20 protein-coding genes and 1 pseudogene are annotated in these 24948 nt (G+C 74.6%); 16 read left to right on the top strand and 5 right to left on the bottom strand.

The annotated features are described in order from the left end of the window. Positions 1-5: 5 nt before the first annotated feature. Genes ACIP67_RS26775 through ACIP67_RS26730 form a run of 10 tightly spaced genes read left to right on the top strand, consistent with a single transcriptional unit; the run spans position 6 to position 8680 of the window. Positions 6-1730 carry an enoyl-CoA hydratase-related protein gene (locus tag ACIP67_RS26775; RefSeq protein WP_401695331.1) on the top strand — a complete coding sequence of 575 codons (1725 nt, stop codon included), beginning with the start codon at positions 6-8 and terminating at the stop codon, positions 1728-1730. A 50-nt stretch (positions 1731-1780) separates the two neighbouring features. Beyond that, positions 1781-2836: a hydrogenase expression protein HypE gene (locus ACIP67_RS26770; RefSeq protein WP_401695329.1), complete on the top strand. Its 1056-nt coding sequence runs from the start codon at positions 1781-1783 to the stop codon at positions 2834-2836. A gap of 43 nt (positions 2837-2879) precedes the next feature. Next, positions 2880-4682, top strand: a complete 1803-nt coding sequence (locus ACIP67_RS26765; RefSeq protein ID WP_401695327.1) for a nickel-dependent hydrogenase large subunit — start codon at positions 2880-2882, stop codon at positions 4680-4682. Continuing rightward, positions 4682-5212 (top strand): hypothetical protein, encoded by a 531-nt coding sequence (locus ACIP67_RS26760; protein ID WP_401695324.1) that lies wholly within the window; start codon positions 4682-4684, stop codon positions 5210-5212. Before ACIP67_RS26765 ends, ACIP67_RS26760 begins: the two co-directional genes overlap by 1 nt. Next, on the top strand, positions 5209-5865 hold the full coding sequence (locus ACIP67_RS26755) for a DUF5947 family protein (RefSeq protein WP_401695322.1): 657 nt from the start codon (positions 5209-5211) through the stop codon (positions 5863-5865). Before ACIP67_RS26760 ends, ACIP67_RS26755 begins: the two co-directional genes overlap by 4 nt. Continuing rightward, on the top strand, positions 5850-6056 hold the full coding sequence (locus tag ACIP67_RS26750) for a hypothetical protein (RefSeq protein WP_385069196.1): 207 nt from the start codon (positions 5850-5852) through the stop codon (positions 6054-6056). The genes ACIP67_RS26755 and ACIP67_RS26750 overlap by 16 nt, the downstream gene beginning before the upstream one ends. Next, positions 6053-6754 (top strand): DUF6084 family protein, encoded by a 702-nt coding sequence (locus tag ACIP67_RS26745; protein WP_401695320.1) that lies wholly within the window; start codon positions 6053-6055, stop codon positions 6752-6754. The genes ACIP67_RS26750 and ACIP67_RS26745 overlap by 4 nt, the downstream gene beginning before the upstream one ends. Beyond that, a complete protein-coding gene (locus tag ACIP67_RS26740) occupies positions 6751-7776 on the top strand; it encodes a hypothetical protein (protein ID WP_401695318.1) in 1026 nt (341 codons plus the stop codon). The genes ACIP67_RS26745 and ACIP67_RS26740 overlap by 4 nt, the downstream gene beginning before the upstream one ends. Continuing rightward, positions 7773-8540 carry a hydrogenase maturation protease gene (locus tag ACIP67_RS26735; protein ID WP_401695316.1) on the top strand — a complete coding sequence of 256 codons (768 nt, stop codon included), beginning with the start codon at positions 7773-7775 and terminating at the stop codon, positions 8538-8540. Before ACIP67_RS26740 ends, ACIP67_RS26735 begins: the two co-directional genes overlap by 4 nt. Positions 8541-8548: 8 nt before the next feature. Then, positions 8549-8680 carry a DUF6893 family small protein gene (locus ACIP67_RS26730; protein ID WP_385069203.1) on the top strand — a complete coding sequence of 44 codons (132 nt, stop codon included), beginning with the start codon at positions 8549-8551 and terminating at the stop codon, positions 8678-8680. Between the two features lie 343 nt (positions 8681-9023). Here ACIP67_RS26730 and ACIP67_RS26725 read toward each other — a convergent pair whose 3' ends face one another. Then, entirely contained in the window at positions 9024-10340 is a 1317-nt protein-coding gene (locus ACIP67_RS26725) for an MDR family MFS transporter (RefSeq protein WP_401695313.1), read from the bottom strand. 284 nt (positions 10341-10624) lie between these two features. On the opposite strand from ACIP67_RS26725, the gene ACIP67_RS26720 reads away from it, so the two are divergent. The 3 genes from ACIP67_RS26720 (at position 10625) to ACIP67_RS26710 (ending at position 16385) form a co-directional block, all read left to right on the top strand. Next, positions 10625-11818 carry a glutamate--cysteine ligase gene (locus ACIP67_RS26720; RefSeq protein WP_401695310.1) on the top strand — a complete coding sequence of 398 codons (1194 nt, stop codon included), beginning with the start codon at positions 10625-10627 and terminating at the stop codon, positions 11816-11818. A 305-nt stretch (positions 11819-12123) separates the two neighbouring features. Further along, positions 12124-13905 carry an N-acetylglutaminylglutamine amidotransferase gene (locus tag ACIP67_RS26715; protein WP_401695308.1) on the top strand — a complete coding sequence of 594 codons (1782 nt, stop codon included), beginning with the start codon at positions 12124-12126 and terminating at the stop codon, positions 13903-13905. Next, on the top strand, positions 13902-16385 hold the full coding sequence (locus tag ACIP67_RS26710) for a S9 family peptidase (RefSeq protein WP_401695306.1): 2484 nt from the start codon (positions 13902-13904) through the stop codon (positions 16383-16385). The genes ACIP67_RS26715 and ACIP67_RS26710 overlap by 4 nt, the downstream gene beginning before the upstream one ends. Positions 16386-16548: 163 nt before the next feature. Here the strand turns inward: ACIP67_RS26710 and ACIP67_RS26705 are convergent, their stop codons facing one another. Beyond that, positions 16549-20001, bottom strand: coding sequence for a hypothetical protein (locus ACIP67_RS26705; RefSeq protein WP_401695304.1), 3453 nt, complete (start codon positions 19999-20001; stop codon positions 16549-16551). After that, positions 19998-20456, bottom strand: a complete 459-nt coding sequence (locus tag ACIP67_RS26700) for a hypothetical protein (RefSeq protein ID WP_401695302.1) — start codon at positions 20454-20456, stop codon at positions 19998-20000. Before ACIP67_RS26700 ends, ACIP67_RS26705 begins: the two co-directional genes overlap by 4 nt. 373 nt (positions 20457-20829) lie before the next feature. On the opposite strand from ACIP67_RS26700, the pseudogene ACIP67_RS26695 reads away from it, so the two are divergent. Continuing rightward, a pseudogene (locus tag ACIP67_RS26695) lies at positions 20830-21783 on the top strand (cbb3-type cytochrome c oxidase subunit I); the annotation flags it as partial. Between the two features lie 419 nt (positions 21784-22202). Continuing rightward, the gene (locus ACIP67_RS26690; protein ID WP_401695300.1) at positions 22203-22895 is read left to right on the top strand and encodes a response regulator; all 693 of its coding nucleotides are present in this window, start codon (positions 22203-22205) and stop codon (positions 22893-22895) included. Positions 22896-23213: 318 nt separating this feature from the next. Here ACIP67_RS26690 and ACIP67_RS26685 read toward each other — a convergent pair whose 3' ends face one another. Together ACIP67_RS26685 and ACIP67_RS26680 are read right to left on the bottom strand one after the other, a co-directional pair. Next, a complete protein-coding gene (locus tag ACIP67_RS26685; RefSeq protein WP_401695297.1) occupies positions 23214-23399 on the bottom strand; it encodes a hypothetical protein in 186 nt (61 codons plus the stop codon). Then, positions 23396-23638, bottom strand: a complete 243-nt coding sequence (locus ACIP67_RS26680; RefSeq protein WP_401695468.1) for a hypothetical protein — start codon at positions 23636-23638, stop codon at positions 23396-23398. The genes ACIP67_RS26685 and ACIP67_RS26680 overlap by 4 nt, the downstream gene beginning before the upstream one ends. 184 nt (positions 23639-23822) lie before the next feature. Here ACIP67_RS26680 and ACIP67_RS26675 point away from each other — a divergent pair, with 184 nt between their 5' ends. Beyond that, entirely contained in the window at positions 23823-24863 is a 1041-nt protein-coding gene (locus tag ACIP67_RS26675) for an Acg family FMN-binding oxidoreductase (RefSeq protein WP_401695295.1), read from the top strand. The last annotated feature ends 85 nt before the right edge of the window (positions 24864-24948 follow it).

Here is a 24948-nt window from a genome sequence, read left to right as displayed (position 1 = left end):
GGGTGATGCGGATTCTGCTGCTTGCGAGCGCGTTCAACAGCCTCACCCAGCGGGTCTTCGTGGAGCTGCGCGACCGCGGGCACCCCGTCGCCGTGGAGCTGGCCCTCGGGGACGACGAGCGACTCACCGCCGCCGTGCGCCGCCACGGGCCCGACCTGGTGATCGCCCCCATGCTGACGACCGCCGTGCCGGAAGCGGTCTGGTCGGCGTACTGCTGTCTGATCGTCCATCCGGGGCCGCCCGGCGACCGGGGCCCGTCGTCCCTGGACCGGGCGGTGCAGGAGGGCCGCGGACGCTGGGGTGTGACGGTCCTCCAGGCGGTGGCCGAGATGGACGCGGGACCGGTGTGGGCGTCGGCCGGCTTCGGCGTGCCGCCGGACGTCGGCAAGAGCGACCTGTACCGGGGCGAACTGGCCGACGCCGCCCTGAGAGCGGTCCTGCTCGCCGTCGAACGCTTCGCCTCCGGCACGTACACCCCGCTCACGCCGCCCGAGCACACCTGGCAGCCGTACCTGCGCCAGGAGGAGCGCCGTATCGACTGGCACCACGACCCCACGGACACGGTGCTGCGCAAGCTGCGTGCCGCCGACTCGCAGCCCGGGGTGCTGGACGCCTTTCTGGGCGGCGAGTGGTACCTGCACGGCGGCCGGCCCGAGCACCGCCTCACCGGCCCGCCGGGCGAGCTCCTGGCCACCCGCCACGGGGCGATCTGCCGGGCGACCACGGACGGCGCGGTCTGGATCCCGGAACTGCGCCCCCGCCGACGCCCCGGCGAATCGGCGACCTTCAAACTGCCGGCCACCACGGCGCTGGGCACCTCGCTGCCGACGGCGGCCGAAAAGGGGCGCGGGGAACTGCGCGAGCAACCCCCCACGTCCCGCACCCGAAACCCGGCAGGCGGAAGCCACGAGGACATCACCTACGAGGAACACGGCACCGTCGGTCACCTCCGCTTCCGCTTCCCCGGCGGAGCCATGAGCACCGGTCAGTGCCGCCGTCTCCTCGACGCCTACCGCCACGCCCGCACCCGCCCCACCGACGTCGTCGTCCTCGGCGGGAGGAGGGACTTCTTCTCCAACGGCATCCACCTGAACGTCATCGAGGCCGCCCCCGACCCCGCCGCCGAGTCGCTGGCCAACATCGAGGCCATCGACGACCTGGTGGAGGAGATCCTCACCACCACCGACCGTCTGGTGATCGCCGCCCTGCCCGGCAACGCGGCCGCCGGCGGCGCCATGCTCGCCCTCGCCGCCGACGAGGTGTGGTGCCGCGAGGGCGCCGTCCTCAACCCGCACTACCGATTGATGGGCCTGTACGGATCCGAGTACTGGACCTACACGCTGCCCCGCCGGGTCGGTCCGGCCGCCGCCGAGCGGCTCACCCGGGACGCCCTGCCGGTCGGCGCCCACGCGGCCCGCACCCTCGGGCTGGTCGACCGGGTCCTGGGGTGCGGGCCGGGGGACTTCACCGCAGAGGTCACCCGGATGGCCGACCGGCTGGCCCGTTCCGCCGGGCTCTCCACCCGGCTGGGCGCCAAGAAGGCCGCGCGGGAGCGCGACGAGGCCGTCCGCCCGCTGCGCGCCCACCGCGCCGCCGAGCTGGAGCGCATGCGCGCCGTCTTCGACGACCCCAGCGCGCCCTACCACGCCCTGCGCTCCGCCTTCGTGCGCAAGCGGCGGCCGGACGGGACGCCGGAGCACCTCCGAACGGACTTTCCGAATGGTGGCTGATTGTCCGGTATGTCAGCCTGCTGCGGGGGACGCCGCCAGGAAGGGATCCCATGAGCACCGACACCGAGGCCCCCGCGGCCGTGGAAGAGGTCCACATCCTGTGGACCTCCGAAGGAATGAGCTGCGACGGCGACACCATCTCGGTCACGGCAGCCTCGCTGCCCAGCCTCGAGGACGTCGTCCTCGGCGCCATCCCCGGACTGCCCAAGGTCCACCTGCACAACAAGGTCCTCGCCTACGAGACCGCCGACGACTTCACCCGCCCCTTCCACCAGGCGGCCGACGGCACCCTGGGCGCCCCGTACGTCCTCGTCGTCGAGGGCTCCGTCCCCAACGAGCGCATCAACGGCGACGGTTACTGGACCTCGATGGGCAACGACCCGCGCACGGGCGACCCCATCACCTTCAACACCTGGATCGACCGGCTCGCCCCCGGTGCCTTCGCCGTCGTCGCGGTCGGCACCTGCGCCACGTACGGCGGCATCCACGCCATGGCGGGCAACCCCACCGGCTGCATGGGCCTCGCCGACTACCTCGGCTGGGACTTCCGCTCGGCCGGCGGGCTGCCGATCGTCAACGTGCCCGGCTGTCCCGTCCAGCCCGACAACTTCATGGAGACCGTGACCTGGCTGCTCTACCAGGCCGCCGGCATGGCCCCGCCCATCCCGCTCGACGAACAGCTCCGGCCCACCTGGCTGTTCGGCAAGACCGTGCACGAGGGCTGCGACCGCGCCGCCTACTACGAGCAGGGCGACTTCGCCAAGGACTACAACTCGCCCAAGTGCCAGGTGAAGATCGGCTGCTGGGGCCCCGTGGTCAACTGCAACGTCACCAAGCGCGGCTGGATGGACGGCATCGGCGGCTGCCCCAACGTCGGCGGCATCTGCATCGGCTGCACGATGCCCGGCTTCCCCGACAAGTTCATGCCGTTCATGGACGAGCCGCCCGGCGGCAGCGTCTCCTCCGGCGTGCTCTCCTCCACCTACGGTCCGCTGGTGCGCACGCTGCGCGCCATCACCAACCGCTCGGTCAACAAGGAGCCCAAGTGGCGCCACAACCGCGGCGAGCTGACCTCCGGCTTCGCGCCGCGCTGGCCCGGCAAGTGACCCCTCACCTCCCGCTCCGCCTCCTGTGAAAGGAACCCGTCGAGTGACGACGAGCCAGGCCGCCCCGGCGCAGCAGCGCACCCTCACCGATGTGGCGTTCGATCCGATCACCCGGATCGTCGGCAACCTGGGCATCTACACGAAGATCGACTTCAATGCCCGTGAGGTCGTGGAGTGCAAGAGCACCTCCTCGGTCTTCCGCGGCTACAGCGTCTTCATGAAGGGCAAGGACCCCCGCGACGCGCACTTCATCACCAGCCGCATCTGCGGCATCTGCGGGGACAACCACGCCACCTGCTCGGTGTACGCGCAGAACATGGCCTACGGCGTGAAGACCCCGCCGCTCGGCGAGTGGATCGTCAACCTCGGCGAGGCCGCCGAGTACATGTTCGACCACACGATCTTCCAGGACAACATGGTCTTCGTCGACTACTGCGAACGCATGGTCAAGGAGACCAACCCGGGCGTGTGGGAGCGGGCCGAGCGCACCCCCGCGCCGCGCGGCGACCGGCACGGGCACCGCACCATCGGCGACATCATGCGCTCGTACAACCCCTTCGAGGGGGCCACGTACAAAGAGGCGCTGGTCATGAGCCGGCTCACCCGCGAGATGATCTGCCTCATGGAAGGGCGCCACGTGCACCCCTCCACGCTCTACCCGGGCGGTGTGGGCACGGTCGCCACCCCCCAGCTGTTCACCGACTACCTGGTCCGCCTCACCCGCTGCCTGGACTTCGTCAAGCGGGCCGTCGCCATGAACGACGACGTCTTCGACTTCTTCTACGAGGCCCTGCCCGGCTACGAGGAGGTCGGCCGCCGCCGCACACTGCTCGGCTGCTGGGGCGCCTTCCAGGACCCCGAGATCGTCGACTACAGCTACAAGAAGATGAACGAGTGGGGCAACCGCATGTTCGTCACCCCGGGCATCGTGGTCGACAACCAGCTCGTCACCACGGACCTGGTCGACATCAACCTCGGCATGCGCATCCTGCTCGGCAGCTCCTACTACGAGGACTGGACGGGCGAGGAGACCTTCGTCGACAAGGACCCGCTCGGCAACCCGGTCGACAAGCGGCACCCCTGGAACCAGACCACCCTGCCCGCCCCGCAGAAGCGCGACCTGAACGGCGGGAACTACAGCTGGGTGATGAGCCCCCGCTGGTTCGACCAGCGCACCAACGACTTCCTCGCCCTGGACACCGGCGGCGGCCCCATCGCCCGCCTGTGGGCCACCGCCCTCGCCGGGAAGGTCGCCACGCCGTACGTGCGCTCCACCGGCCACAGCGTGCAGATCGACCTGCCGAAGACACCGTCGTCGGCCGAGGTCCGGCTGGAGTGGACGCCCCCGCCGTTCCCCAACACCATCGAGCGCAACCGGGCCCGCATGTACTTCGTCGCCTACGCGGCGGCCATGGCCCTGCACTTCGTCGACCAGGCCCTGAACGAGGTCCGCTCCGGCGTCACCAAGACCTTCCAGGACTTCAAGGTCCCCAAGGAGGCCATCGGCGTCGGCTTCCACGAGGCGGTCCGCGGCGTCCTCAGCCACCACCTGGTCATCCGCGACGGCAAGATCGCCAACTACCACCCGTACCCGCCGACCCCGTGGAACGCCAGCCCGCGTGACTTCTACGGCACCCCCGGCCCGTACGAGGACGCGGTGCAGGGCTGTCCGATCTTCGAGGAGAACGGGCCGGACACCTTCAAGGGCATCGACATCATGCGCACCGTCCGCAGCTTCGACCCGTGCCTGCCCTGCGGCGTGCACATGTACCTCGGCGGCGGCCGCACCCTCACCCAGTCCCACTCGCCGACCTTCGGCACCCTCGCGGACCAGGGCGGCCGTTGATGTCCTGGGAACCCTGGGACGACCCCCACGCCCGCCGCCAGGTGGCACTCGCCGAGGAGCGGCTGTCGGGCCTGGACGCCCTGCCGGACGGCCTGGCCGCGGCACGGGCCGGGCAGACCGTCGAGACGCTCGTCGGACTGTACGGACAGTGCCTGGGACGGATCACCGCCCACCTGGCCGGCCACCCGGACCTGCTGGCGGGGCTCGCCGCCGACGAACTCGTCGGCCACCTGCTGCTCGTGCACGACCTGCACCCCGACCCGGTCGAGACGCGGGTCCGGCAGGCCCTCGCCGCGCTGCCCGAGCCGCCCGAGATCCTGGAGCTGACCGGCACGGCGCTGCGGGTCAGGGTGACCGGCGGCGGATGCGGCGCGGCCGGGGCCGAGCAGGCGCTACGCGACGCCGTGGCCGCCCGCGCCCCGGAGATCGACGACGTCCGGGTGGAGACCGCCGGCCCGGCCGAACCGCTGATCCCCGTCGACTCCCTGTTCCGGGACCGTACGCCGGTCGGCGGGGGAGCCTGCGGATGAACGGGCTGCGCCGGGTGGCACGGCAGGCGGCCCGGGCCGACGGACGGGACGCCGTGGAGCGGTGCGACCTGTGCGCCCAGCCACTGCCGCCCGGCCACCCGCACCGCCACGTCCTCCAGCCCGCCACCGGCACCGTCTCCTGCGCCTGCCCCGCCTGCGCCGTGCTCTTCGACCACGACGCCGGCGCGGCCGGCGGCCACCGGCTGCTGCCGCGGGAGCGGCGACGGCTCGACGGCTGCCGGATCGACGACGCGGCGTGGGCGGGCCTGGGCGTCCCCGTCTCCCTCGCCTTCTTCACCCGCTCGGGCGGGAGCGGGGAGGTCACCGCGGCCTACCCGAGCCCGCTGGGCGTCCTGCGGGCCCCCGTCCCCCCGGACAGCTGGCGGGACGTCGAGACCTGCCATCCCGACCTGCCCGAGCACGTCACCGACGTACGGGCCCTGCTGGTCGACCGGGGCCACGGGGCGAGCGAACACTGGCTCGTCCCGCTCGACGACTGCTACCGCCTGGCCGCCGTCGTGCGCGCACACTGGAAGGGACTGGACGGCGGCCCCGAGGTGTGGCAGCGGGTCGAGGACTTCTTCCGAGCACTGGCCGACCCCACCGACCCCACCCCCTTCACCCCACAGGAGGCGTCATGGGCATCACCGTAGGCACACCCGACGTCGAGCCCGACAAGCCCGCGCACGTCGCGGGCGTACGGCGCGGCAACCACCGGGGCCTGTACAAGCGTCAGCCGGGGCACCGCCGCGACGACCGCTCCACGGCCCGCCGCTCCACCGGCATCAACGCCCGCCACCGCAACCCGGTCGACCGGGACATGCCGAACCTGTCGCCCGCATGACGGCGCCGCCCGCGCTGTCCGCCCCCGCCGCCCCGGTCCTGGCGTTCACCGTCACCGGGGCGGAGGAGGAGCGCTTCGCCGCGCTGCCCGTCCTCCGCTTCGACCTGGAGATCGCCCGGACCGCCGGCCGGCCCGTCGGCTCCGTCGCCCTGACCACCGTCGTCCGCATCGACGTCGCCCGCCGCCGCTACCGACCCGAGGCACGGGAGGCGCTCGGCGAGCTGTTCGGGGAGCCTGAGCAGTGGGCGGCCGGCATGCGCCCGCTCGTCTGGGCCCGCACCACCGTGCACGTCCCGGCCTTCGACGACCGCACGACGGTCCACCTCCCCGTCGAGTGCTCCTACGACACCGAACTGGCCGTCACCAAGTACCTGCGCGCGGTCGGCGACGACGGCGACGTGCCCCTCGACTTCCTCTTCAGCGGCACCGTCTTCCACCGCACGCCCGACGGACCCGGACTCGTGGCGTCCCGCATCTCCTGGGCCGACGGCGACACCCGCTACGACCTGCCCGCCGCCCTCTGGCACTCCCTGACCGACCGCTACCACGCGGGCAGCCCCTGGCTGCGGCTGACCCGCGCCACCTACGACCGCCTCGACGCCTACCGCGCCCGGCACGTCCTCACCACGCCCGACGACGCCGTGCGCGCCCTGCTCGACGGCACCGCCCACCACCACTCGGGGACCTCCAGCACATGACCCTCACCGACCACCGCGACCACCCGGACCTCTCCGACGTCGAGAAGATCACCCGGACCTGCCTGTACGAGGGCTACCTGCTGTGGCCCTACCGCAGGTCCGCGCTGAAGAACGCCAAGCGCTGGACCTTCGGCGGCGTCTTCCCCGCCTCCTGCGCCGACGCGCTCGGCGAACCGGACACCATGACCACCCAGGTCCTCCACGAAGGCCCCCTCGACGACCTCACCGTCCGGGTGCGGTTCCTCCAGGTGGTGGACCGCACGGTCACGCGGGACGGTCGTCCCGTCGACGAACTGACCGTCGCGGGGGAGCGGTACCTGAGCTGGCAGGAGGCGACCGAGCGGGAGGTCGTGCTGACCGGCGCCCCCGCCCGCGCGGCCGTCGACGTCCCCGAGGGCACCGACACCGAGGAGCTGCCCGGCGGCACCGCCCGGCTGGTCCGCGGCCGGCGGCGCCTCACCGGCACCGTCGAGGTCACGGCCGAGCCGGTCGCCGACGGGGTGCACCGGCTGACGGTGCGGATCGCCAACAGCACGCCCTGCCCGGTGCCGGACCCCGGGGCCCGGCACGCGCGGGAGGCCACCGCCCCCTACGCCTTCGTCTCCACCCACACCGTCCTGCACGCCGGAACCGGCCGTTTCGTCTCCCTCCTCGACCCGCCCGCCGCCCTGCGCGAGCACGCCGCCGCCTGCCGCAACCAGGGCACCTGGCCGGTCCTGGTCGGCACCGACACGGGCGACGGCCGGGCCGCCACCGTGCTCTCCTCGCCGGTCACCCTGTACGACTTCCCGCGGGTCGCGCCGGAGAGCCCGGGCGATCTGTTCGACGGGACCGAGATCGACCAGCTGCTCGTGCTGAGCGTGCTCAGCCTGACCGAGGAGGAGCGCGCCGAGGCACGGGCCTGCGACCCCCGGGCGCGCGAGATCCTCGACCGCTGCGCCGGGCTCGGCACCGAGGACCTGATGGCCCTGCACGGCACGATCCGCGAGTTCCGCGCGGCCGGCCCGGAGGGGGAGCGGTGAACGGCGTCTCCTCCTACCGTCCGGGCACCCGTGTGCGGCTCAGGCCGTCCCGGCGCGCCGACATCATGGACCTCGCCCTGACGGGCCGGATCGCCGAGGTCGCCGCCGTGGAGGAGGACTTCGAAGGGCAGGTGCACGTCGCCGTCGTCCTCGAGGGCGACCCGGGCCGCGACCTGGGCGCCGCGAGCCAGATCGGCCACCGGTTCTTCTTCGCCCCCGACGAGCTCGAACCCCTCCCCGGCACCGACGGCGCCCCGCCGGCCCATCGGGTGCTCGTCGCGGGCGTCGGCAACATCTTCCTGGCCGACGACGGCTTCGGCCCCGAGGCCGCCGCCCTCCTCGCCCGCCGTGCCCTGCCCGACGGCGTCCACGTCGCCGACTTCGGCATCCGCGGCATGGACCTCGCCTACCGCATGCTGGACGGCTACGACACCGTCGTCCTGCTGGACGCCGCCCCGCACGGGCAGCCGCCCGGCACCCTCAGCGTCATCGAGCCCGACCTCGCCGCGCTCCCCGCCGCGGGCGCCGCCGAGGCCCACGCCATGGACCCGGTCAAGGTCCTCGGCCTCGCCCGGCGGCTGGGCGACGGGCGGCTGCCCCGCGTCCTCGTCGTCGGCTGCGAGCCCGAGGTCCGTATGCGCGGCGACGAGGTGGACGTCGTCGTCGGCCTCAGCGAACCGGTCCGCGAGGCCGTGACCCGTTCCGTGCCCTTCGTCGAGTCCCTGGTGGCCGACATCCTGGCCGACGCGGCCGAGAGGAGGTGAACCCTGCCATGAAGAGAGGCATCTTCATCCCCGCCGGCGTCGTGCGCGCCGTGGTCGGCGCCGTCGGCGCCGCAGCCGTACTGATCGCCCTGACCGAACTGCCGGAGGTACGCCGGTACATCAAGCTCAAGACCATGTGACCGGGGCGCCCGGGGGGCATCCACCCCGACCGGGCGCCCGGCGGCACCCGCTCTGTCCGGGCGCCCGGCGGCGCTCCGGCTCCTGGTGCGTCCGTGCGGGCGCGGAGCTCGGCCCCGCGCCCGCGCCCGGTCGGGGCGCCGGGCGGGTGTTCGGTTTCAGCGTGCGGTCCGGGTCTGGGGGTGCGCTCGGCGCGGGGCGGGTGCTCGGTTCAGGGTGCGGTCGAGGGCACGTCGGATGCTCGGTTCAGGCGCGGTCGAGGGCGGGCAAATGCTCGGTTGAAGGTGCGGTTCGAGGGACGGCAGGAGGTCGGTCCAGGGTGCGGTCGGGGCGCCGGGCGGGCGGTCAGCGTGCCGTGTCCGGCTCACCGGGCCGCCCGGGCCGCCCGGCCTCCGGTGCGCGCCGGGGCACCGACGCCACCGCCAGCGCGGGGACGGCGGCGAGGACGAGCCAGGGGACGGCGGGCGGGAGGCCCAGGTCGAGCAGGGAGCCGGTGGCCGCGCTGCCGACGAGGACGATCAGTGCGGAGACGGAGGACAGCGCGCCGGTGTAGAGGCCGATCCTGCCCTCCTCGGCGAGGTCGGGCACCCAGGCGCGGGCGGCGGGGACGACCAGCATCTGACCGAGGGTGAGCAGCACGACGAACCCCGCGGCGGGCAGCAGCCCGGCGGCGCCGGTCCGGCCGGCCGGGCGGGCCGCGGCCACGAGCGCGAACCCGGCGGCGATCGTCAGCAGCCCGGCGGTCAGGGAGCGGCGCAGGCCGAGCCGGTCGCCGGCCCAGCGGGTGACCGGCAGCTGGGCGAGGACGACGAGCAGGGAGGAGAGGGCGAACAGCCAGGACAGCGGTGCCTGGGAGCCCGCCGCCCGCTGCACCTCGTCCGGCAGGGCCAGGTAGAGCTGGTTGTAGGCGAGCAGGTAGCTGCCGTAGGCGCAGCACAGGGCGAGGAAGCGGCGGTTGCGCAGCAGGGCGCGCGTGCCGCCCCGCCGCGGTGACCGGTCAAGGCCGGGGACGCGCCGCGGCATGAGCCGCGCGTGTCCGGCCAGGACCAGGACGAAGACCCCGGCCCCGGCGAGGCAGGCGGTGCGGAAGTCCACCGCGAGCAGCAGCGCGCCGAGCAGCGGTCCGACGAACGCGCCGGCCTGGCCCGCCACGCTGAACAGGGCCAGTACCCGGGTGCGCGGTCCGTTGCCCGCCGCCTCCCACGCCACCGCCTGACGGGCGGCCTCGGACTCCACCGCGGGGGAGAACAGGGCGGCGGCGAAGCCGATCACGAGCACCGCGCCGATCACCGCCCAGGTCGCCTGCGCGTACCCGAGCCAGGCGAACCCGGCGATCCGCAGGCCGCAGCCCGCCAGGACGACCGGGCGCACCCCGTACCGGTCGACGAGCCGGCCGCCGACCACGAACATCCCCTGCTGGCTGAAGGTCCGCAGGCCGAGGACGAAACCGACCAGCCACCCGGCCATGCCGATCCCGGTGCCGAGATGTTCCGCGAGGAACGGCAGCACCGCGTAGAACCCGATGTTGAAGGCGAGCTGCGTGAGGATCAGCAGCCGCAGCAGGGGCGACAGGCTCCGGCAGGTGTCCAGGGTGCGTTCCCGCGAGGGCCCGGGAGCACGGGCGGCTCGGTGGTGAGGGGTACGGGAGACGCGGTCTGTCATGGGGTGTCCGTCGGTCGGCGGGCTCGGGGCGGGCGGCGCATGCACACATGTACATGCATGCACTTGCGCAGCTTATGCAGAGGGTCGCAGGCGGAGGCGATGCGGCCCGGCGCGACCGCCGCCGACGCTCATGTGAGGCGTCCGCGCCCCCGAAGAGCGCCCCATGCTTGGGCCTGGGCCAGAGGGGAACTCCGGGAGGGACAGCTCGCCGCCCCGTACCACCGACGGGACCGGATGCCGGAGCACGGCGGCGAAGCGTCCGCCCGTCACCTCTAGGAGTTGCTGTGACCGTTCGCATCGGAGTGGAGGAGGAGTTCCACCTCGTGGAGGTGGAGACCGGCCTGCTGGTGCCACGCGCCGACACAGTGCTGGAAGGACTGCCCGCGCAGACCTTCACGACCGAGTTGCAGCAGACGACCGTGGAGTCCAACAGCGGCGTCCACGCCACCCTGGACGGCCTGTACGGCGACCTGACCGGCACCCGGCGGCAACTGGACGCCGCCGCCTCCGCCCACGGACTGGCCGTCGTGGCCGCGGGCACGGTGCCCCTCGCGCGGACGGAGGCGACCCACCCCACCGCCGGTCTCCGCTACCGCCACATGGTCGACGAGTACCGGATGGTCGCCGACGAACAGCTCATCTGCGGGGCCCACGTCCACGTGGACGTCCCCGACCGCGACACCGCCGTACGGATCATGTGCGAGGTGTCGCCGTGGCTGCACGTCCTGCTCGCCCTGTCGGCGAGCTCACCGTTCTGGCTGGGCGCCGACACCGGCTACGCGAGCTGGCGGACGATGCTCTGGCAGCGCTGGCCGACCGCCGGGCCGGTGGGATGCTTCGCCGACGCCGCCGAGTACGACGCGGCCGTGCGGCAGCTCATCGACTCGGGCGTCATCAGCGACACCGGGATGATCTACTACGACATCCGGCCCTCGGCGCACCAGCGGACACTCGAACTGCGCATCTGCGACTCCTGCCCGCGCGCGGAGACGGTCGTGCTCGTCGCGGCACTCTTCCGTGCCCTGGTGACCGACGCCGGGCAGCGCCTGGAAGGCCCCGGCGCACCCCGCTGCGAGGGCCGGCACGAGTGGTTGCGCGCAGCCGCCTGGCGGGCCGCCCGGTCCGGCCTCGAAGGAACCCTGGTCGACCCGGACACCCGCCACGAGGCGTCCGCGGCGCACGTCGTCCGCGGCCTGCTGGCGCGGGTGCGCCCGGCGCTCGAGGCCGCCGGGGACTGGCAGACCGTCCAGGCGCTCACGGAGAAGGCGCTGTCCGACGGCAGCGCCGCCCACCGGCTGCGCCGCACGGCCGCCGACGAGGACCTCCTGGCCTGCACGGATCTGGCGATCGCCGAGACCCGCGGCGACAGCGGCAGGCGCCGTCGGCCCGCTCCTCCCCCGAACGGGCGCGTCCCCTCCCGCCCGCTGGGCGCGGAAGGCAGCCCCGGCGGCCGGCCGGTGAGGATGCCCGGCCGTTGAGACGCCCGTACCCCGCGCACGAACGGCCGGCCGCCCGCCGAAACCCGCCCGCGCCCCGCACGAACGGCCGGCCGCCCCGGCGAAACCCGCACGGACGGCCGCCCCGGCGGAGCCCGCCCGGCACCGTTCCCACCACCTCGGCGCGCCACGCCCGAGTCCACCTCCCACGCCCCACCGACCCACCGCCCCCAACTGTGAAGGAGACGTACCACCATGGCCATCAGCCCGGACCAGGCTCCGACGGGGAGTGCCGCGCACGTCGGACCTCCCCGGACCACTGACGCGCCCCGGGGAGGTGGTGCGTGATGTGCGGCCTGAGCGGGGAGATCCGCTTCGACGGCGAGCGGCCCGACCTCGCGGCCGTGGAGCGCATGAGCGACCGGCTCGCCGCCCGTGGCCCTGACGGCGAGGGCGTCTGGTCCCAGGGCGCCGTCGCGCTGGCTCACCGGCGACTGAAGATCATCGACCTGTCCGAGTCCGGGGCCCAGCCGATGACCGATGCCCGTCAGGCCGTCACCGGCGTCTTCAACGGATGCGTCTACAACTACCAGGAACTCCGTGACGAGCTGACGTCCCTCGGTCACCGCTTCCGGTCGACCTCCGACACCGAGGTCGTGCTGACGGCGTACCGGGAGTGGGGCACCGCCTGCGTCGACCGCTTCTACGGCATGTTCGCCTTCGCCCTCGTCGAGCACCGGACCGGCCGGCTGGTCCTGGCCCGCGACCGGCTCGGCATCAAGCCGCTGTACCTGGCGCAGACCCCCGGCCGGCTGCGGTTCGCCTCGTCGCTCCCGGCCCTGCTCGCGGGCGGCGACGTCGACACCTCGCTGGATCCGGTGGCCGTCCACCAGTACCTCAGCTGGCACGCGACCGTGGCCGCGCCCCGCACCGTGCTGGCCGGGGTGCGCAAGCTGCCCCCCGCCACCGTACGGGTCGTCGAACCGGACGGCAGCCACCGCGATCACCGCTACTGGCAGCCCTCGTACACCCGGCGCCCGGAGCACGCGGGCATGGGCCCGAGCGAATGGCGGGACGCGGTGCTCGAGGCGCTGCGGACCGCCGTACGCCGGCGGATGGTCGCCGACGTGCCCGTCGGCGTCCTGCTCTCGGGCGGTCTGGACTCCAGCCTGATCGTGGCCCTGCTGGCCGAGGAGGGGCAGCGGGACCTGGCGACGTTCAGCGTGGGCTTCGAGTCGGAAGGCGGCGCGGAGGGCGACGAGTTCGCGTACTCCGACCTGGTGGCCCGGGAGTTCGCCACCGACCACCACCAGCTGAAGGTCCCCTCCCAGCGGGTGTCGGCGGCGCTGGACGGCGCGGTGGCGGCGATGAGCGAGCCGATGATCAGCCACGACGTGGTCGCGTTCCACCTGCTGGCCGAGCAGGTGGCCAAGGAGGTGAAGGTCGTCCAGAGCGGGCAGGGCGCCGACGAGGTGTTCGCCGGCTACCACTGGTACCCCCGCCTGGCCTCGGCCTCCCGCGACCGGGCGGCCGACCGGTACACCGACACCTACGCCGACCGGCCGCACGCCGACCTCGCCGGGATGCTCCAGCCGCACATGCTGCTGCCGGACGACGTCTCCGGCGGTTTCGTCCGCGCGCACATGGCGGAGCCGGGCGCGGAGACCTCGCTCGACGCGGCGCTGCGGCTGGACACGCACGTCATGCTCGTGGACGACCCGGTGAAACGGGTCGACAACATGACCATGGACTGGGGCCTGGAAGCCCGTGTGCCCTTCCTGGACCACGACCTGGTGGAGCTGGCGGCCGCCTGTCCGCCGGAGCTGAAGCTGGCCGACGGCGGCAAGGGCGTCGTCAAGGAGGCCGGCCGCAAGCTGCTGCCCCACCAGGTGGTCGACCGTCCCAAGGGCTACTTCCCCGTCCCGGCCATCACCCACATGGCCGGGCCCGTCCTGGACCGGGTGCGGGAGGCGCTGAACGCCCCCGAGGCGCGGCGGCGCGGGCTCTTCAGGGACGCCTACCTCGACGAACTCCTCGCGGCCCCCGACGAACACCGCACCCGGCGCGGAGCGAACGCGCTGTGGCAGGCGGCTTTGCTGGAGATATGGCTTCAGACGCACGGAACATGACCGACGGACGCGCCGCGTACGACAGGGACGCGTACGACAGGGACGCGTACGGCGGGGACGTGCGCGGCGGGGATGCCCGCGACAGGGACGCGTACGACAGGGACGCGTACGGCGGTGACGTGCGCGGCGGGGATGCCCGCGACAGGGACGCGTACGGCGGTGACGTGCGCGGCGGGGACGTGCGCGGCGGGGACGTGCGCGGCCCGCGCGCGGGCGCTGCCGGCCCGTCCTCCGCTCCCCGCGCGGCCGCCGCCGGCCCGCCCCCCGCCGCCGGCCCGGCGGGGGGCCCGAGCCGGGCCCCGGCGGGCGCGGACGGCCGTACCCCGTCCACCGCCTTCGCCGCCCCCGCCCGCGTGCCCCTGCCGGACGCCTCCGGCCCGCGCGACGCCACGACGCGGCTCACCGCCCACGGCTGCTGGTACCCCTCGGCCGATCCCGGCGGGGCGCGGGTGGCCTTCGTCTGCGACCGCGGCGGTGTGCCCCAGGTGTGGACGGGGCCCGTGGACGGCGACGACGTGCGGCTGCTCGACTCGGAACCGGACCCCGTCCGTGAGGTGTCCTGGTCGCCCGACGGCCGCTGGATCGCGTACACCACGGCCCCCGGCGGCGGCGAGCACACCCGGGTGCTGTGCGTGCGCCCCGACGGCACCGACCGCCACATCCTGGCCGGGGCCGAGCCGGGCACCTCGGCCCACCTGGGCTGCTGGGCGCACGACGGATCGGCCGTCGCGGTCACCGTCGCCGTCCCGACCGACCTGCCCGCGCCCCGGTCCGGGGACACCGCGGCAAGCGTTCCGGCCGAGTCCGGCGCGTACGCCGACCGCCTGCCGGCCGGCTGGTCCGGCCGCGGCGGCGACGCCGTGCTCCTCGGCGCCGCACCCCTCACCGGCACGGGACCCGGGACGGGACCCGGGACGCCGTCCCCCTCCGCGCCCCCCGGCGCCACGGCCTCCCTGGACCCGCCGGCCGCGCGGACCGCCCCGACGGCCGGTTTCGGCGACGGTCTGTCCGCCTACCTGATCGACCCCGACGGGGTGGCCGCCGCGGTGCTCCTCGCCACCGAGACGGACGCCGCGACCCTGCGCGTGTGCGACCTCAGCCGCGACGGCCGGCTGGCGCTCCTGCGCCGTGGACCCCGCGGACGGCGCGAGGCGGTGGTGATCCGCACCTCCGACCTCGCCACGACACAGGTCGTGCCGGTGGCCGACGGCGACCCGTGGATCGGCCGGTTCTCGCCCCGGGCGGACGTCCTCTGGCTGCGCAGCGACCTCGACCGGGAGTTCGCGGCCCTGCTCGCGGTCGGCCTCGACCCCGAGGGCCGTCCGCTCGGCCGGTCCGTCGCGGCCGAGCGGGACGGCGGCGACCTGGAGTTGCTGGGCTTCGCCCACGACGGCCGTGCCGCCGTCCTGGCCTGGAACGTCCGGGGCGCGAGCGACCTGGAGATCGTCGACACGCACCCGCCCGGCACGGCCGAACCGCTCACCGAACCGCTCACCGAACCGCTCACCGGGCCGCCGCGACCCGTGCCCCTGCCCCACGAGGTGGTCACCCGGATCGTGCCGGCCGGCACCGGACGGCTCGCACTGGCCCTGTCCGGATCGCAGCGCCGCCCCGGAGTCTGGTGGCTCCCCGAGGGCGTGTCACTGCTGCGCACCCCGTGGTCGTCCCGGGACGAGGACGCCGTTCCCCCGGGCCGCCCGCCCGTGCGGCCCTTCCCGCTGCGCCCGACCGCACGCGACGGACTGCCCCTGCACGGCTGGTACTACCGTGCGCCGGGACGGGGGCCGGCCGAACCGGCGCCCTGCGTGATCCATCTGCACGGCGGACCCGAGGAACAGGAACGCCCGGTCTTCAACCCGCTCTACCACGAGATCCTGGGACGAGGACTGGACATCTTCGCGCCCGACGTCCGCGGGTCGTCCGGCCACGGGCGGTCGTTCGTCGACGCCGACCTGGGCACGGGCCGGTTCGCGGCACTGGACGACGTGGCCGACTGCGCCGCCCACGCGGTGGCGGCGGGCCCGGCCGACCCGTCCCGGCTGGCGGTCATGGGCCGCTCCTACGGCGGCTACCTCACGTTCGCCTCCCTGGTGTGGCATCCCGACCTGTTCCGCACCGGGGTGGCGGTCTGCGGCATGTCCGACTTCGCGACGTTCTTCGAGGGCACCGAACCATGGATCGCGCAGTCGGCGGCCCACAAGTACGGCCACCCCGAACGCGACCGCGCACTGCTGCACTCCCTGTCGCCGATGAGCCGTGTCGACGCGCTGCGCGTGCCGGTGCTCGCCGTCCACGGGGAACACGACACCAACGTCCCGCCGCGGGAGTCGGAGCAGTTCGTACGGGCGGCACGCGAACACGGCCGCACCGCCGAACTGCTCACGCTGCTCAACGAGGGGCACGATTTCCAGCGCGCCGACAACCGGCGGCTGTTCCGCCGTGCCGCCGCGGACTGGCTGCAACGGCACCTGACGGGCTGATCGACGGACCGGCGGGCCGGCGGATCGGCGCCCTCGCCCGTGCGGCGGGCCGCCGTGCACGGCCGCCGCACCGCCCGCCGCCGTCCGCGTCCCGGGCGTGGTCCGTCCGCGTCCCGGGCGTGGTCCCCCCGGGCCTCGCTCCCGCGACGCGGGGCGGCCGGGGTCAGTCGGTCTCGCGCAGACGCACGAGGGCGGCCACCGCGTCACGGCACAACACACCGTCGTCGAGGAGCGCGCGCAGCAGCGGGCTCCAGGCGCCCCCGCCCGCCGTCTGGACGAGCGCCCCGACCGCGGTGCACTGCCCGCCGCACCGCCAGGAACGGGCCAGCCGGGCGAGCTCCTCCGGGGTGACGACGCCGTGGTTCACCGCGCGTACCAGCAGTTTGACGCCCAGGGCCGCGGCCGGCCCCCGGGTGGGGAGCGTGCCGGCCGAGGCCGCCGCGCCGTACACCCCGAACGCGGCGCGGGCCTCGAACGCGCGCCGCTCCTCGGGGAGTTTCAGGGCGGACTCGAAGCAGGTCCTGGTGAGCGCCACCCATGCCTTGGCGGGCTCGCCCGCGCAGCCGCCGTTCTCGGCGGCCCCGCGCAGCACCTCGCGCAGGGTGCCGAGGTACGGCCGAGCCCCCTCGGGGTAGCCGCGCAGCCAGCTGTCCAGCGCCGTGTAGCGCGTCTGCCGTTCGCCCGGCGTCGCGTCGGCGCCGCCGCAGCTGAGGAGGGCGGGGGCGACCAGGCCGGCGGCGGGGTCCTGCGCGCGCAGCAGGGTGTCGAGCAGGGTCATCGCCGAGCGGCGGGTGCCGGACCAGCGGGAGGCCAGGAGCGTGTGCCACTGGCCGGCGGTGAGCAGGGTGCCCTGCTGCGAGGCGGCGCGCAGGCTCCCGGCCGCCAGCCGGGCCGTGACGTCGTGCGCCGTGTCGGCGGCGACCTCCACCAGCGTGTCCAGGGGCAGGTCGCGCAGGGCGTCGCGGTCGGGCGCGTCTCCCCGGCGGCGTTCCGGCTCCCTGCCCCGTCGGCGCGTCGGCGGCGCGAGCCGTGCCAGCCACCGCCCCAGCTCGGCCCGTTCGTCCGGCGAGGCGAGGGAGGGAAGCACCCGCTGGCCGATGCCGTAGAGCACGGCGGCTCCGTCGCCGTCGTCCCCTGGTGCGCCGTCCGCACCCGGCGGCCCGGCGGTGCCCGTGCCGTCGTCCGTACGGGGGCCGACGTCCATGGCGATCAGCCGGGCGAACGTGTCCGAGGCGACGGCCGGATCGGCGCAGAGATCGCCCACCACGTTGGCGGCACGCAGCCGGGCGTCCGCCGAGCCGGCCGTCGAGCCGAGGTGGGGCCACAGCCGGTCGCGCAGCGCGGGACGGGCGGCGACGAGCCGTACCGCCGCGTGCTGGGCGAGCCGGCCGTCGGGGCAGCCGTCGAGGTCGGTGATCAGCGCGTCGAGCACCGCCTCGGGCGTGCGGCCCGTGCCGAGCATCGCGCCGGTGACGAACTCCGCTCCCGCCGCGCGCGGGACGTGGACCTCCGCCGGCAGCGACCACAGGAACCGCAGGAACGCGGCGGTGTGCTCGGGGGGCGTACCGGGCGCGAGCAGGAGCCGGACGAACGCCTCCCGCGTCGCGCGCCCGGCCTGCGCGAAGTCCTCCTCGACCGCGCGGACGGTCCCGGCGGAGACCGGCGCGCCGACCGCGAGCGCCGGGTCCAGCATCAGCTGGAGCACCTGGTCGGGCTGCCGGGCGGCGGTGGTCCCGAGGGGCGGCCAGTCCGCCCGCCGGCCGTGCACGGCACGGACACCGTCCGCGAGATCGACGGCCTCCCCGCCCTCGCCACGGCGGACGGCCAGCAGCCCGTACAGACCGCCCGCCTCCGCGACCTGGACGTACGGCAGTTCGCGCAGCCCCTGCAGGGCGGCGGCCCGCGCGGCGGCGAGGCCCCGTCCGGCGACGGTCTCCAGGGCTTCCCACAGCGAGCGCAGCCGTTGGTCGATCCGGCTCGTGGCCTCGGCCGCCAGCGCGGTCACATAGGTGTCGTTGCCGCAGTTCGCCACGGCGAACGCGGTGTTGCGGAAGACGCCGAAGTCGCCCAGGGGCAGCAGCGGGAAGACGTCGTCGAGCTGGTGAAGGGTGTCCTCCATGCCGACCAGGTGGCGGAGCACGGGCAGCGCGAAGCCGCGCTCCGCGGGACGCTCGCGCAGCTCGTCGTAGAAAGCGCTCCGTTCGTCGTCGAGTTCCACCAGCCACTGGGCCACGGCGTACTCGGCGAGGGTCTGGTGGCGGAACTCGACGACCTGGCCGCGCTCCACCGTGTTCAGGAACCCGTCGTCGCACAGCTCCCTGAGCGCCGCCCGGATCCGGCCGGCGCCGGTGCCCGCCGCGCTCCCGGTCAGCCGTGCCGCGGGGACGCGGTCGTGGAAGCGTGAGCGGGTGCGGGAGGCGTGCCAGAGGAAGGCCGCCATACGGCGGCAGAGCGTCTCCTTGTCCTCGATCCGCTGGTCCGACGCGTCGGGGGACCCGGTGAGCCGGGTGCGCGAGACCTTCTCCTCCCAGTACCTCGCGTACAGGCCGCTGGTGGTCAGGTCCTGCGGGACGTGCCCGCCGGTCTCCCCGAAGACCTCGCACACCATGGCGAGGAGGAGCGGGCTGCTGAGCAGCCGCCGCAGCCGGACGTGCGCGCCGCCGGCGGACAGTGCGACGAGACGCCCGCCGAACTCCTCCTCGCCGACGGCCGGGGGGATGCCGCGGTCGGCGAGGAACTGCCGGGTGAAGTCGACGATCTCGTCCTCGTCGAGGGCGGGCACGTCCTTGAGGACCGCCATCCGCCCGTTGCCCTGGACGGCCGGGATCAGACCGTTCGCGTGGTCCTCGTAGTCCCGTGGACGGCAGGTGAGCACCACGGTGATGCCGATGTCGACGAGTTCGGAGAGGTACGAGCCCAGCGGCTTGCTCCAGCGCGGCGACAGCAGCAGGTCCAGCGTGTCCAGGAGGAGCACGGGGTGCTCGCCCGCGTACTGCTGGACGGCCGCCGTGAGCAGCCCCGACCCGGCCGCCGCTCCGAAGGCGTGGTCGAGGAGTGCGGTGGGGGACATGGGAGGCAGCGGCTCGCCGGGGCGGGGCGCGGGCGGGGCCGGCGACGCGTCGGGGAGGACGACCTGGTCGCAGCGGACGAGGACGGCGGGGGCCGGCGGGGGGCCGGGCGGCGGCGGCCCGAGCGCACCGCCCGGCCCCCCGCCGGCGCGGTCTTCGCCGTTGCCGTTGCCAATGCCGTTGCCGTTGTTATGGGCGTTGCTGTCGCTGTCGCTGTCGCTGTCGCTGTCGCTGTCGCTGTCGCTGCGGCTGTTGCGGTCGCCGTCGCCGTCGCCGTCGCTGTCGCACAGGAGCTGGAACAGGTGGCCGAGCAGGACGGTCTTGCCGGATCCGGCCTCCGCGACGATCGACAGCAGGCCGCCCGCACCGGAGGCGCGCATGTCCTGGACGATCGGCAGCAGCACGTCGGTGGCGTACGACCGGGCGAGGAGCGGTACCCGCTGCGGGGCGAACTGTTCACGGAGGGCCGTCTGCTCGGACCGGAACCGGCGTTCGGGCGCGCCCCAGTCCGGGCCGCCGCCGGGACGGATGCCGGGGATCGTGGTCACGCGGCGGACACCTCGGTGGTCTCGGCGACCGCCGCTGTCTCCTGGACGGCGTGCGCGAGCGCCTGCGCGCCGGGCAGCGGCGTGTTCAACAGGGCGGCACACAGCGGGAGCTGGGCGTGCAGGCCGGCCAGCGACGCCTGGACCTCGGTACGGTAGGCGCTCTCCCAGCGCAGCTGGTTCAGCCCCGGCGAGTACGCGTCGGCCGCGGCCTGGCGCAGCACGGCGCGCAGCTGGCCGAGTTGATTGCGCTTCTCCAGATCGGCGACCTGGCGATTGGCGTGCTCGGCGAGGCGGTTCGCCTGCGCGGCGAGGAGGTTCGCCCGCTCGGCGACCCGGACGGCCTCTTCCGCCCGCCGCACAGCCTGCCGGGCGGAGCGCGCCTGCAACCAGGCGAACACCGCGGCGATGGCCGCCACCACCAGACTGCCCACCGCGACCAGCTCTTCGCCGTCCACCGCCCGCGCACCCTCTCCCCGTACGGATCACCGTGCCTCACGCGCACCTACCAGGCCGCAGGGTACCCGGGCGCGACCCCGCGGTGCCCGTCCCTCCACGGGTCGGGGGCGACCGGCCGGGGCGGCGGACCGGCGCCACCTCGGGACCAAGAGCTCTCCGGCGGACCCGCGGCGCCACCGACTGCCGCTCCTCGGCCGACAAGGGCCGTTGGGCCCCGTCGTGGGGCCGGTGCGGGGGCCGTTCGGCCCTGTCAGGGCAGGGGGTCCCAGAGACGATCATGTGGCGGCGGCCGGGAGGCGCCGCGCTGTCCCCCGCACCTGAGGCGCCTCCCGGTCCGTGAACGGCATGAGCGGATGGGGAGGACGTCGTCCCATGGACGAAGCGCCACCGGACCAGGCGAAGCACACGGGCGAGACGCCGACGCGCCTCACGCCCCGCGAGGAGGCCGGACCGGCAGTGCGGGCGGCGGACCGGCCGTCGCGGGCGGCGGACCGGCCGTCGTGGGTGGAGTGGCTGACGACCACCGATCACAAGAAGATCGGGACGCTGTACCTGGTCACCGCGTTCGTGTTCTTCATCGTCGGCGGTGTGATGGCCCTGATGATGCGCGCCGAACTCGCCCGGCCCGGCTTGCAGATCATGTCGAACGAGCAGTTCGACCAGGCGTTCACGATGCACGGCTCGATCATGCTGCTGATGTTCGCCATGCCGCTGTTCACCGGCTTCGCCAACTGGATCATGCCGTTGCAGATCGGCGCCCCGGACGTCGCCTTCCCCCGGCTGAACATGCTCGCCTACTGGCTCTTCCTGTTCGGCTCGTCGATCGCCGCGGCCGGCTTCCTCACCCCGGGCGGCGCCGCCGACTTCGGCTGGTTCCTGTACGCCCCGCTCTCCGACGCCGTCCACTCACCGGGCCTCGGCGCCGACCTGTGGATCATGGGTGTCGCGCTCTCCGGCTTCGGCTCGATCCTGGGCGCGGTCAACTTCATCACCACCATCGTCTGCATGCGCGCCCCCGGCGTGACCATGTTCCGCCTGCCGATCTTCACCTGGAACGTCCTGCTGACCACGCTGCTGATCCTGATCGTCTTCCCGGTCCTGGCGGCGGCCCTGTTCGCGCTGGAGTGCGCCCACAGGTTTGGCAGCCATGTCTTCGGCGCGGCCAACGGCGGGGCACTGCTGTGGCAGCACCTGTTCTGGTTCTTCGGCCATCCCGAGGTGTACATCCTGGCCCTGCCGTTCTTCGGCATCGTCTCCGAGGTCATCCCGGTCTTCGCCCGCAAGCCGATGTTCGGCTACATGGGCCTGGTCGCCGCGACGATCGCGGCGATGACGCACGGAGGCGGGCGGCACACCGGCCCGATCGGTGGACCGTCACCGACCGGGCCCGGCGTGCCGCCCACGGACCCACGTCGGTGAACGTCCACCGCACCGCCGCCGTCGTCCCGACGGCCGACCGCCCTGGCGCGTCGGTGCCGGTACCCCGCCTCCTGTGTCCGGGGCCGGTCGGGCGGTCGCGGCGGCGCCGGTGCGGCGGCGGCGCATCACGTCCTCCGACGCCGCGGAGCAGGAATCCGCGGGGGCGGTAGGGCCGACCGGCCCTGGCCCCGCGGCCCGGGATCACGCAGGATCGGTGACAGGCGAGCAAGGACCGGTCGTGCCCCGTGGGCCGAACCCGGTGCGGGAATCGGACAGCGCGGAACGCGGAGCTCGGACAGCGCGGAACGCGGAACAAGGAGCATTCGATGGCGGACGGTGAGCGGCCCGGACCCGACCACCCGATCCGGGTCTTCCTGCTGGACGACCACGAGGTGGTACGGCGCGGCGTGCACGACCTGCTGGACGACGAGCCGGACATCACGGTCGTCGGGGAGGCGGGCACGGTCGAGCAGGCCCTCGTCCGCGTCCCGGCGCTGCGCCCCCAGGTGGCGGTGCTGGACGTGCGCCTGCCGGACGGCGACGGGGTGACCGTGTGCCGGGAGCTGCGCTCGCGCATGCCGGAGCTGGCCTGTCTGATGCTGACCTCGTTCGACGACGAGGAGGCCCTGCTGGACTCGATCATGGCGGGGGCGTCCGGCTATGTGCTCAAGCAGATCCGGGGCTCGGACCTGGTGTCGGCCGTGCGCACGGTGGCGGCCGGCCAGTCCCTGCTCGACCCCAGCGCCACCGCCCGGCTGATGGCCCGCCTGCGCCAGGGCCAGGAGCCGGAACCCGAACCCGACGCCCTGCCCGGCCTGACCGCGCGGGAGCGGGAGATCCTGGCTCTGATCGGCGAGGGACTGACCAACCGCCAGATCGGCCGCCGGCTCTACCTGGCGGAGAAGACGGTGAAGAACCACATCTCCCGGCTGCTGGCCAAGCTCGGGGTGGAGCGGCGCGTCCAGGCCGCCGTGATCGCCACCCAGGCCCAGGACCGGTTCAGGCAGGAAGGCCACTGACACCGCGACGCCGCACGGCGACCCGCCGCGGGCCAGAGGCGAGGCGGCCTGCCCGCTGGGGGCGTGCTCCTGCCCGGCCTGCCCGCTTCGGGCCCGCTCGTGCCCGGCCCGCCCGCCTCGGGCGCGTTCGCGCCCGGCCCGCGCGCCCCACCCGCCCCCGGCCCGCGCGCCCCACCCGCCCCCGGCCCGCGCGCCCCACCCGCCCCCGGCCCGCTCCCGCCCGGCCCGTCCGGCGGGATGCGGCGCCGCCGGGCGGGGCAGGCGGCTCCAGTGCCGGCGTCCAGCGGCCGGCGTCCGGCGCGAGCGCGGGTTCCCGGCTCATGCGGCCCCCCGCGAGCCCGGTGCCGGCCGGGTCCGGCCGGCACCGGGCGGCCGGACCCGCCGCCGGTAGACCAGGTACGGCCGGGCCAGGTATCCGACCGGGGCGCTCGGGACCGCGACCCACAGGAGCAGATCGGCGCCGCCCGCCGGAGCGACGGCCGAGGGCGGGAGCGGGGCGTTCATCGAGGACCTTCCGTACGGCTCGGCGGGGCGGGTGGGGCACACGTCGGTGGGACCAGGGCCGGTGGCACACGGCTCGGCGCGGCGGGCGTCGGCGGCACGAAGGCGCCCGGAGGCGCGAACAGATAGCCCGCGTTCCACCAGTCCGCCTCCTCCGGCACGTCGGTCTGGTCGCCGAAGACCTGCGGGGAGGCGATCGGCAGATCGGCGTACCAGTCGTGCCGGACCGAGGAGACGGCCACTCCGTTTCCCGGCCCCGGCCACTGCCCCTCCGGCCGCCCTGCCCCGCCACATGGTCCCCTCGGCCCCCGGTCGCCGGAAGAGGCCTTATGGCCCCCCGGTGTGGGGCCGGCCAACCCTCCCCCGGGGGAGGAGACCCGGCGCAGGGTGGACGGAGCGGAGAAGAAGCCTGGTGGAGGAGCCGTGATGCAGACCCGGGAAGTCGACGCCACAGCCGTTCAGACCCTGCTGGCCGCGGCGGTGGCGGCGCCGTCGATCCACAACAGCCAGCCCTGGCGGTTCGGCCTGGATCCGGAGAGCCGCTCGATCGAGGTCCGGCTCGACCGGCGACGGCAGCTGCCGATGGCCGATCCGCATCTGCGCGCCCAGCACCTGTCGGTGGGAGCGGCCGTCTTCAACCTGCGGGTGGCCGCCGCGCACCTGGGCTGGCGTCCCGTCGTCCGGCTGCTGCCGACCACCGGCGATCCGGACCTGCTGGCCACGGTGCGACTGGCCGTGCCCACCGCGGACGTGCGGCTGCCCCTGGGCGAGCTGTACGAGACGATCGAGCGACGCCACACGAGCCGGATGCCGTTCACCGGGCGCCCGGTGCCCGACCCGGTCGTGACCGAGATGACCGGCTCGGCCCGGGCCGAGGGCGCCCACCTGGACGTGCCCGGCATCCCGGGGACCCGGCGCCTGCTGCGTCTGACCCAGGTGGCGGAAGCGCGCAACGCCGTCCATCCGGCCCGCGTGACCGAGGCATGCGCCTGGCTCACCGCTCCCGGAACGGACGCCCCCTACGGCATACCCCTCACCGCCCTGGGCCCCCGGGACGCGTCCGGACGGATGCCGGTACGGGACTTCACGGGCCGTCTGCCCGTCCCCCAGCTGCCCGCCCTGCGGTTCGAACGCCACGCCCAGGTGGCCCTGCTGTGGACGTCTCACGACCGGCGGGAGGACTGGCTGCGGGCGGGCCAGGCGCTGGAGCACCTGTTGCTCACGGCGACCCGGCGCGGAGTGCGGACCTCCATGCTCCACCAGGCGATGGAGTGGCCGGACCTGCGGGCGGCGATGGCCGGATCGAGGCGGGGGTGCTGCCCGCAGCTGCTGATCCGCTTCGGCCACGGTCCGGAGGGCGTCCGCACACCCCGCGCGTCGACGGAGGAGGTACCGGCTCCCGCCACGCGGCCGGACCCGGCCGCCTCCTCCTCGTGGAGCGCTGCACGGACCGAGCCGACGGACTGACTCCGTACCGTCGGCCGGCCCCACAACGGGTCCGGTGCTCCGTAACGGGGACCCGTCGGCCGGCGCCGGCATCCGCCGGCCGGTC

Origin of the sequence: Streptomyces sp. NPDC088812, from assembly GCF_044750285.1 — a bacterium.
In the GTDB taxonomy this organism is placed as follows: Bacteria; Actinomycetota; Actinomycetes; order Streptomycetales; family Streptomycetaceae; genus Streptomyces.
This window is presented reverse-complemented; position numbering and strand designations above follow the sequence as displayed.

Excerpts from the sequence above, each read along its gene's own strand:
- ACIP67_RS26775 (WP_401695331.1), top strand. The coding sequence starts at position 6 with ATGCGGATTCTGCTGCTTGCGAGCGCGTTCAACAGCCTCACCCAGCGG.
- ACIP67_RS26770 (WP_401695329.1), top strand. The coding sequence starts at position 1,781 with ATGAGCACCGACACCGAGGCCCCCGCGGCCGTGGAAGAGGTCCACATC.
- ACIP67_RS26760 (WP_401695324.1), top strand. The coding sequence starts at position 4,682 with ATGTCCTGGGAACCCTGGGACGACCCCCACGCCCGCCGCCAGGTGGCA.
- ACIP67_RS26755 (WP_401695322.1), top strand. The coding sequence starts at position 5,209 with ATGAACGGGCTGCGCCGGGTGGCACGGCAGGCGGCCCGGGCCGACGGA.
- ACIP67_RS26750 (WP_385069196.1), top strand. The coding sequence starts at position 5,850 with ATGGGCATCACCGTAGGCACACCCGACGTCGAGCCCGACAAGCCCGCG.
- ACIP67_RS26745 (WP_401695320.1), top strand. The coding sequence starts at position 6,053 with ATGACGGCGCCGCCCGCGCTGTCCGCCCCCGCCGCCCCGGTCCTGGCG.
- ACIP67_RS26740 (WP_401695318.1), top strand. The coding sequence starts at position 6,751 with ATGACCCTCACCGACCACCGCGACCACCCGGACCTCTCCGACGTCGAG.
- ACIP67_RS26730 (WP_385069203.1), top strand. The coding sequence starts at position 8,549 with ATGAAGAGAGGCATCTTCATCCCCGCCGGCGTCGTGCGCGCCGTGGTC.
- ACIP67_RS26725 (WP_401695313.1), bottom strand. The coding sequence starts at position 10,340 with ATGACAGACCGCGTCTCCCGTACCCCTCACCACCGAGCCGCCCGTGCT.
- ACIP67_RS26715 (WP_401695308.1), top strand. The coding sequence starts at position 12,124 with ATGTGCGGCCTGAGCGGGGAGATCCGCTTCGACGGCGAGCGGCCCGAC.
- ACIP67_RS26710 (WP_401695306.1), top strand. The coding sequence starts at position 13,902 with ATGACCGACGGACGCGCCGCGTACGACAGGGACGCGTACGACAGGGAC.
- ACIP67_RS26690 (WP_401695300.1), top strand. The coding sequence starts at position 22,203 with ATGGCGGACGGTGAGCGGCCCGGACCCGACCACCCGATCCGGGTCTTC.
- ACIP67_RS26685 (WP_401695297.1), bottom strand. The coding sequence starts at position 23,399 with ATGAACGCCCCGCTCCCGCCCTCGGCCGTCGCTCCGGCGGGCGGCGCC.
- ACIP67_RS26675 (WP_401695295.1), top strand. The coding sequence starts at position 23,823 with ATGCAGACCCGGGAAGTCGACGCCACAGCCGTTCAGACCCTGCTGGCC.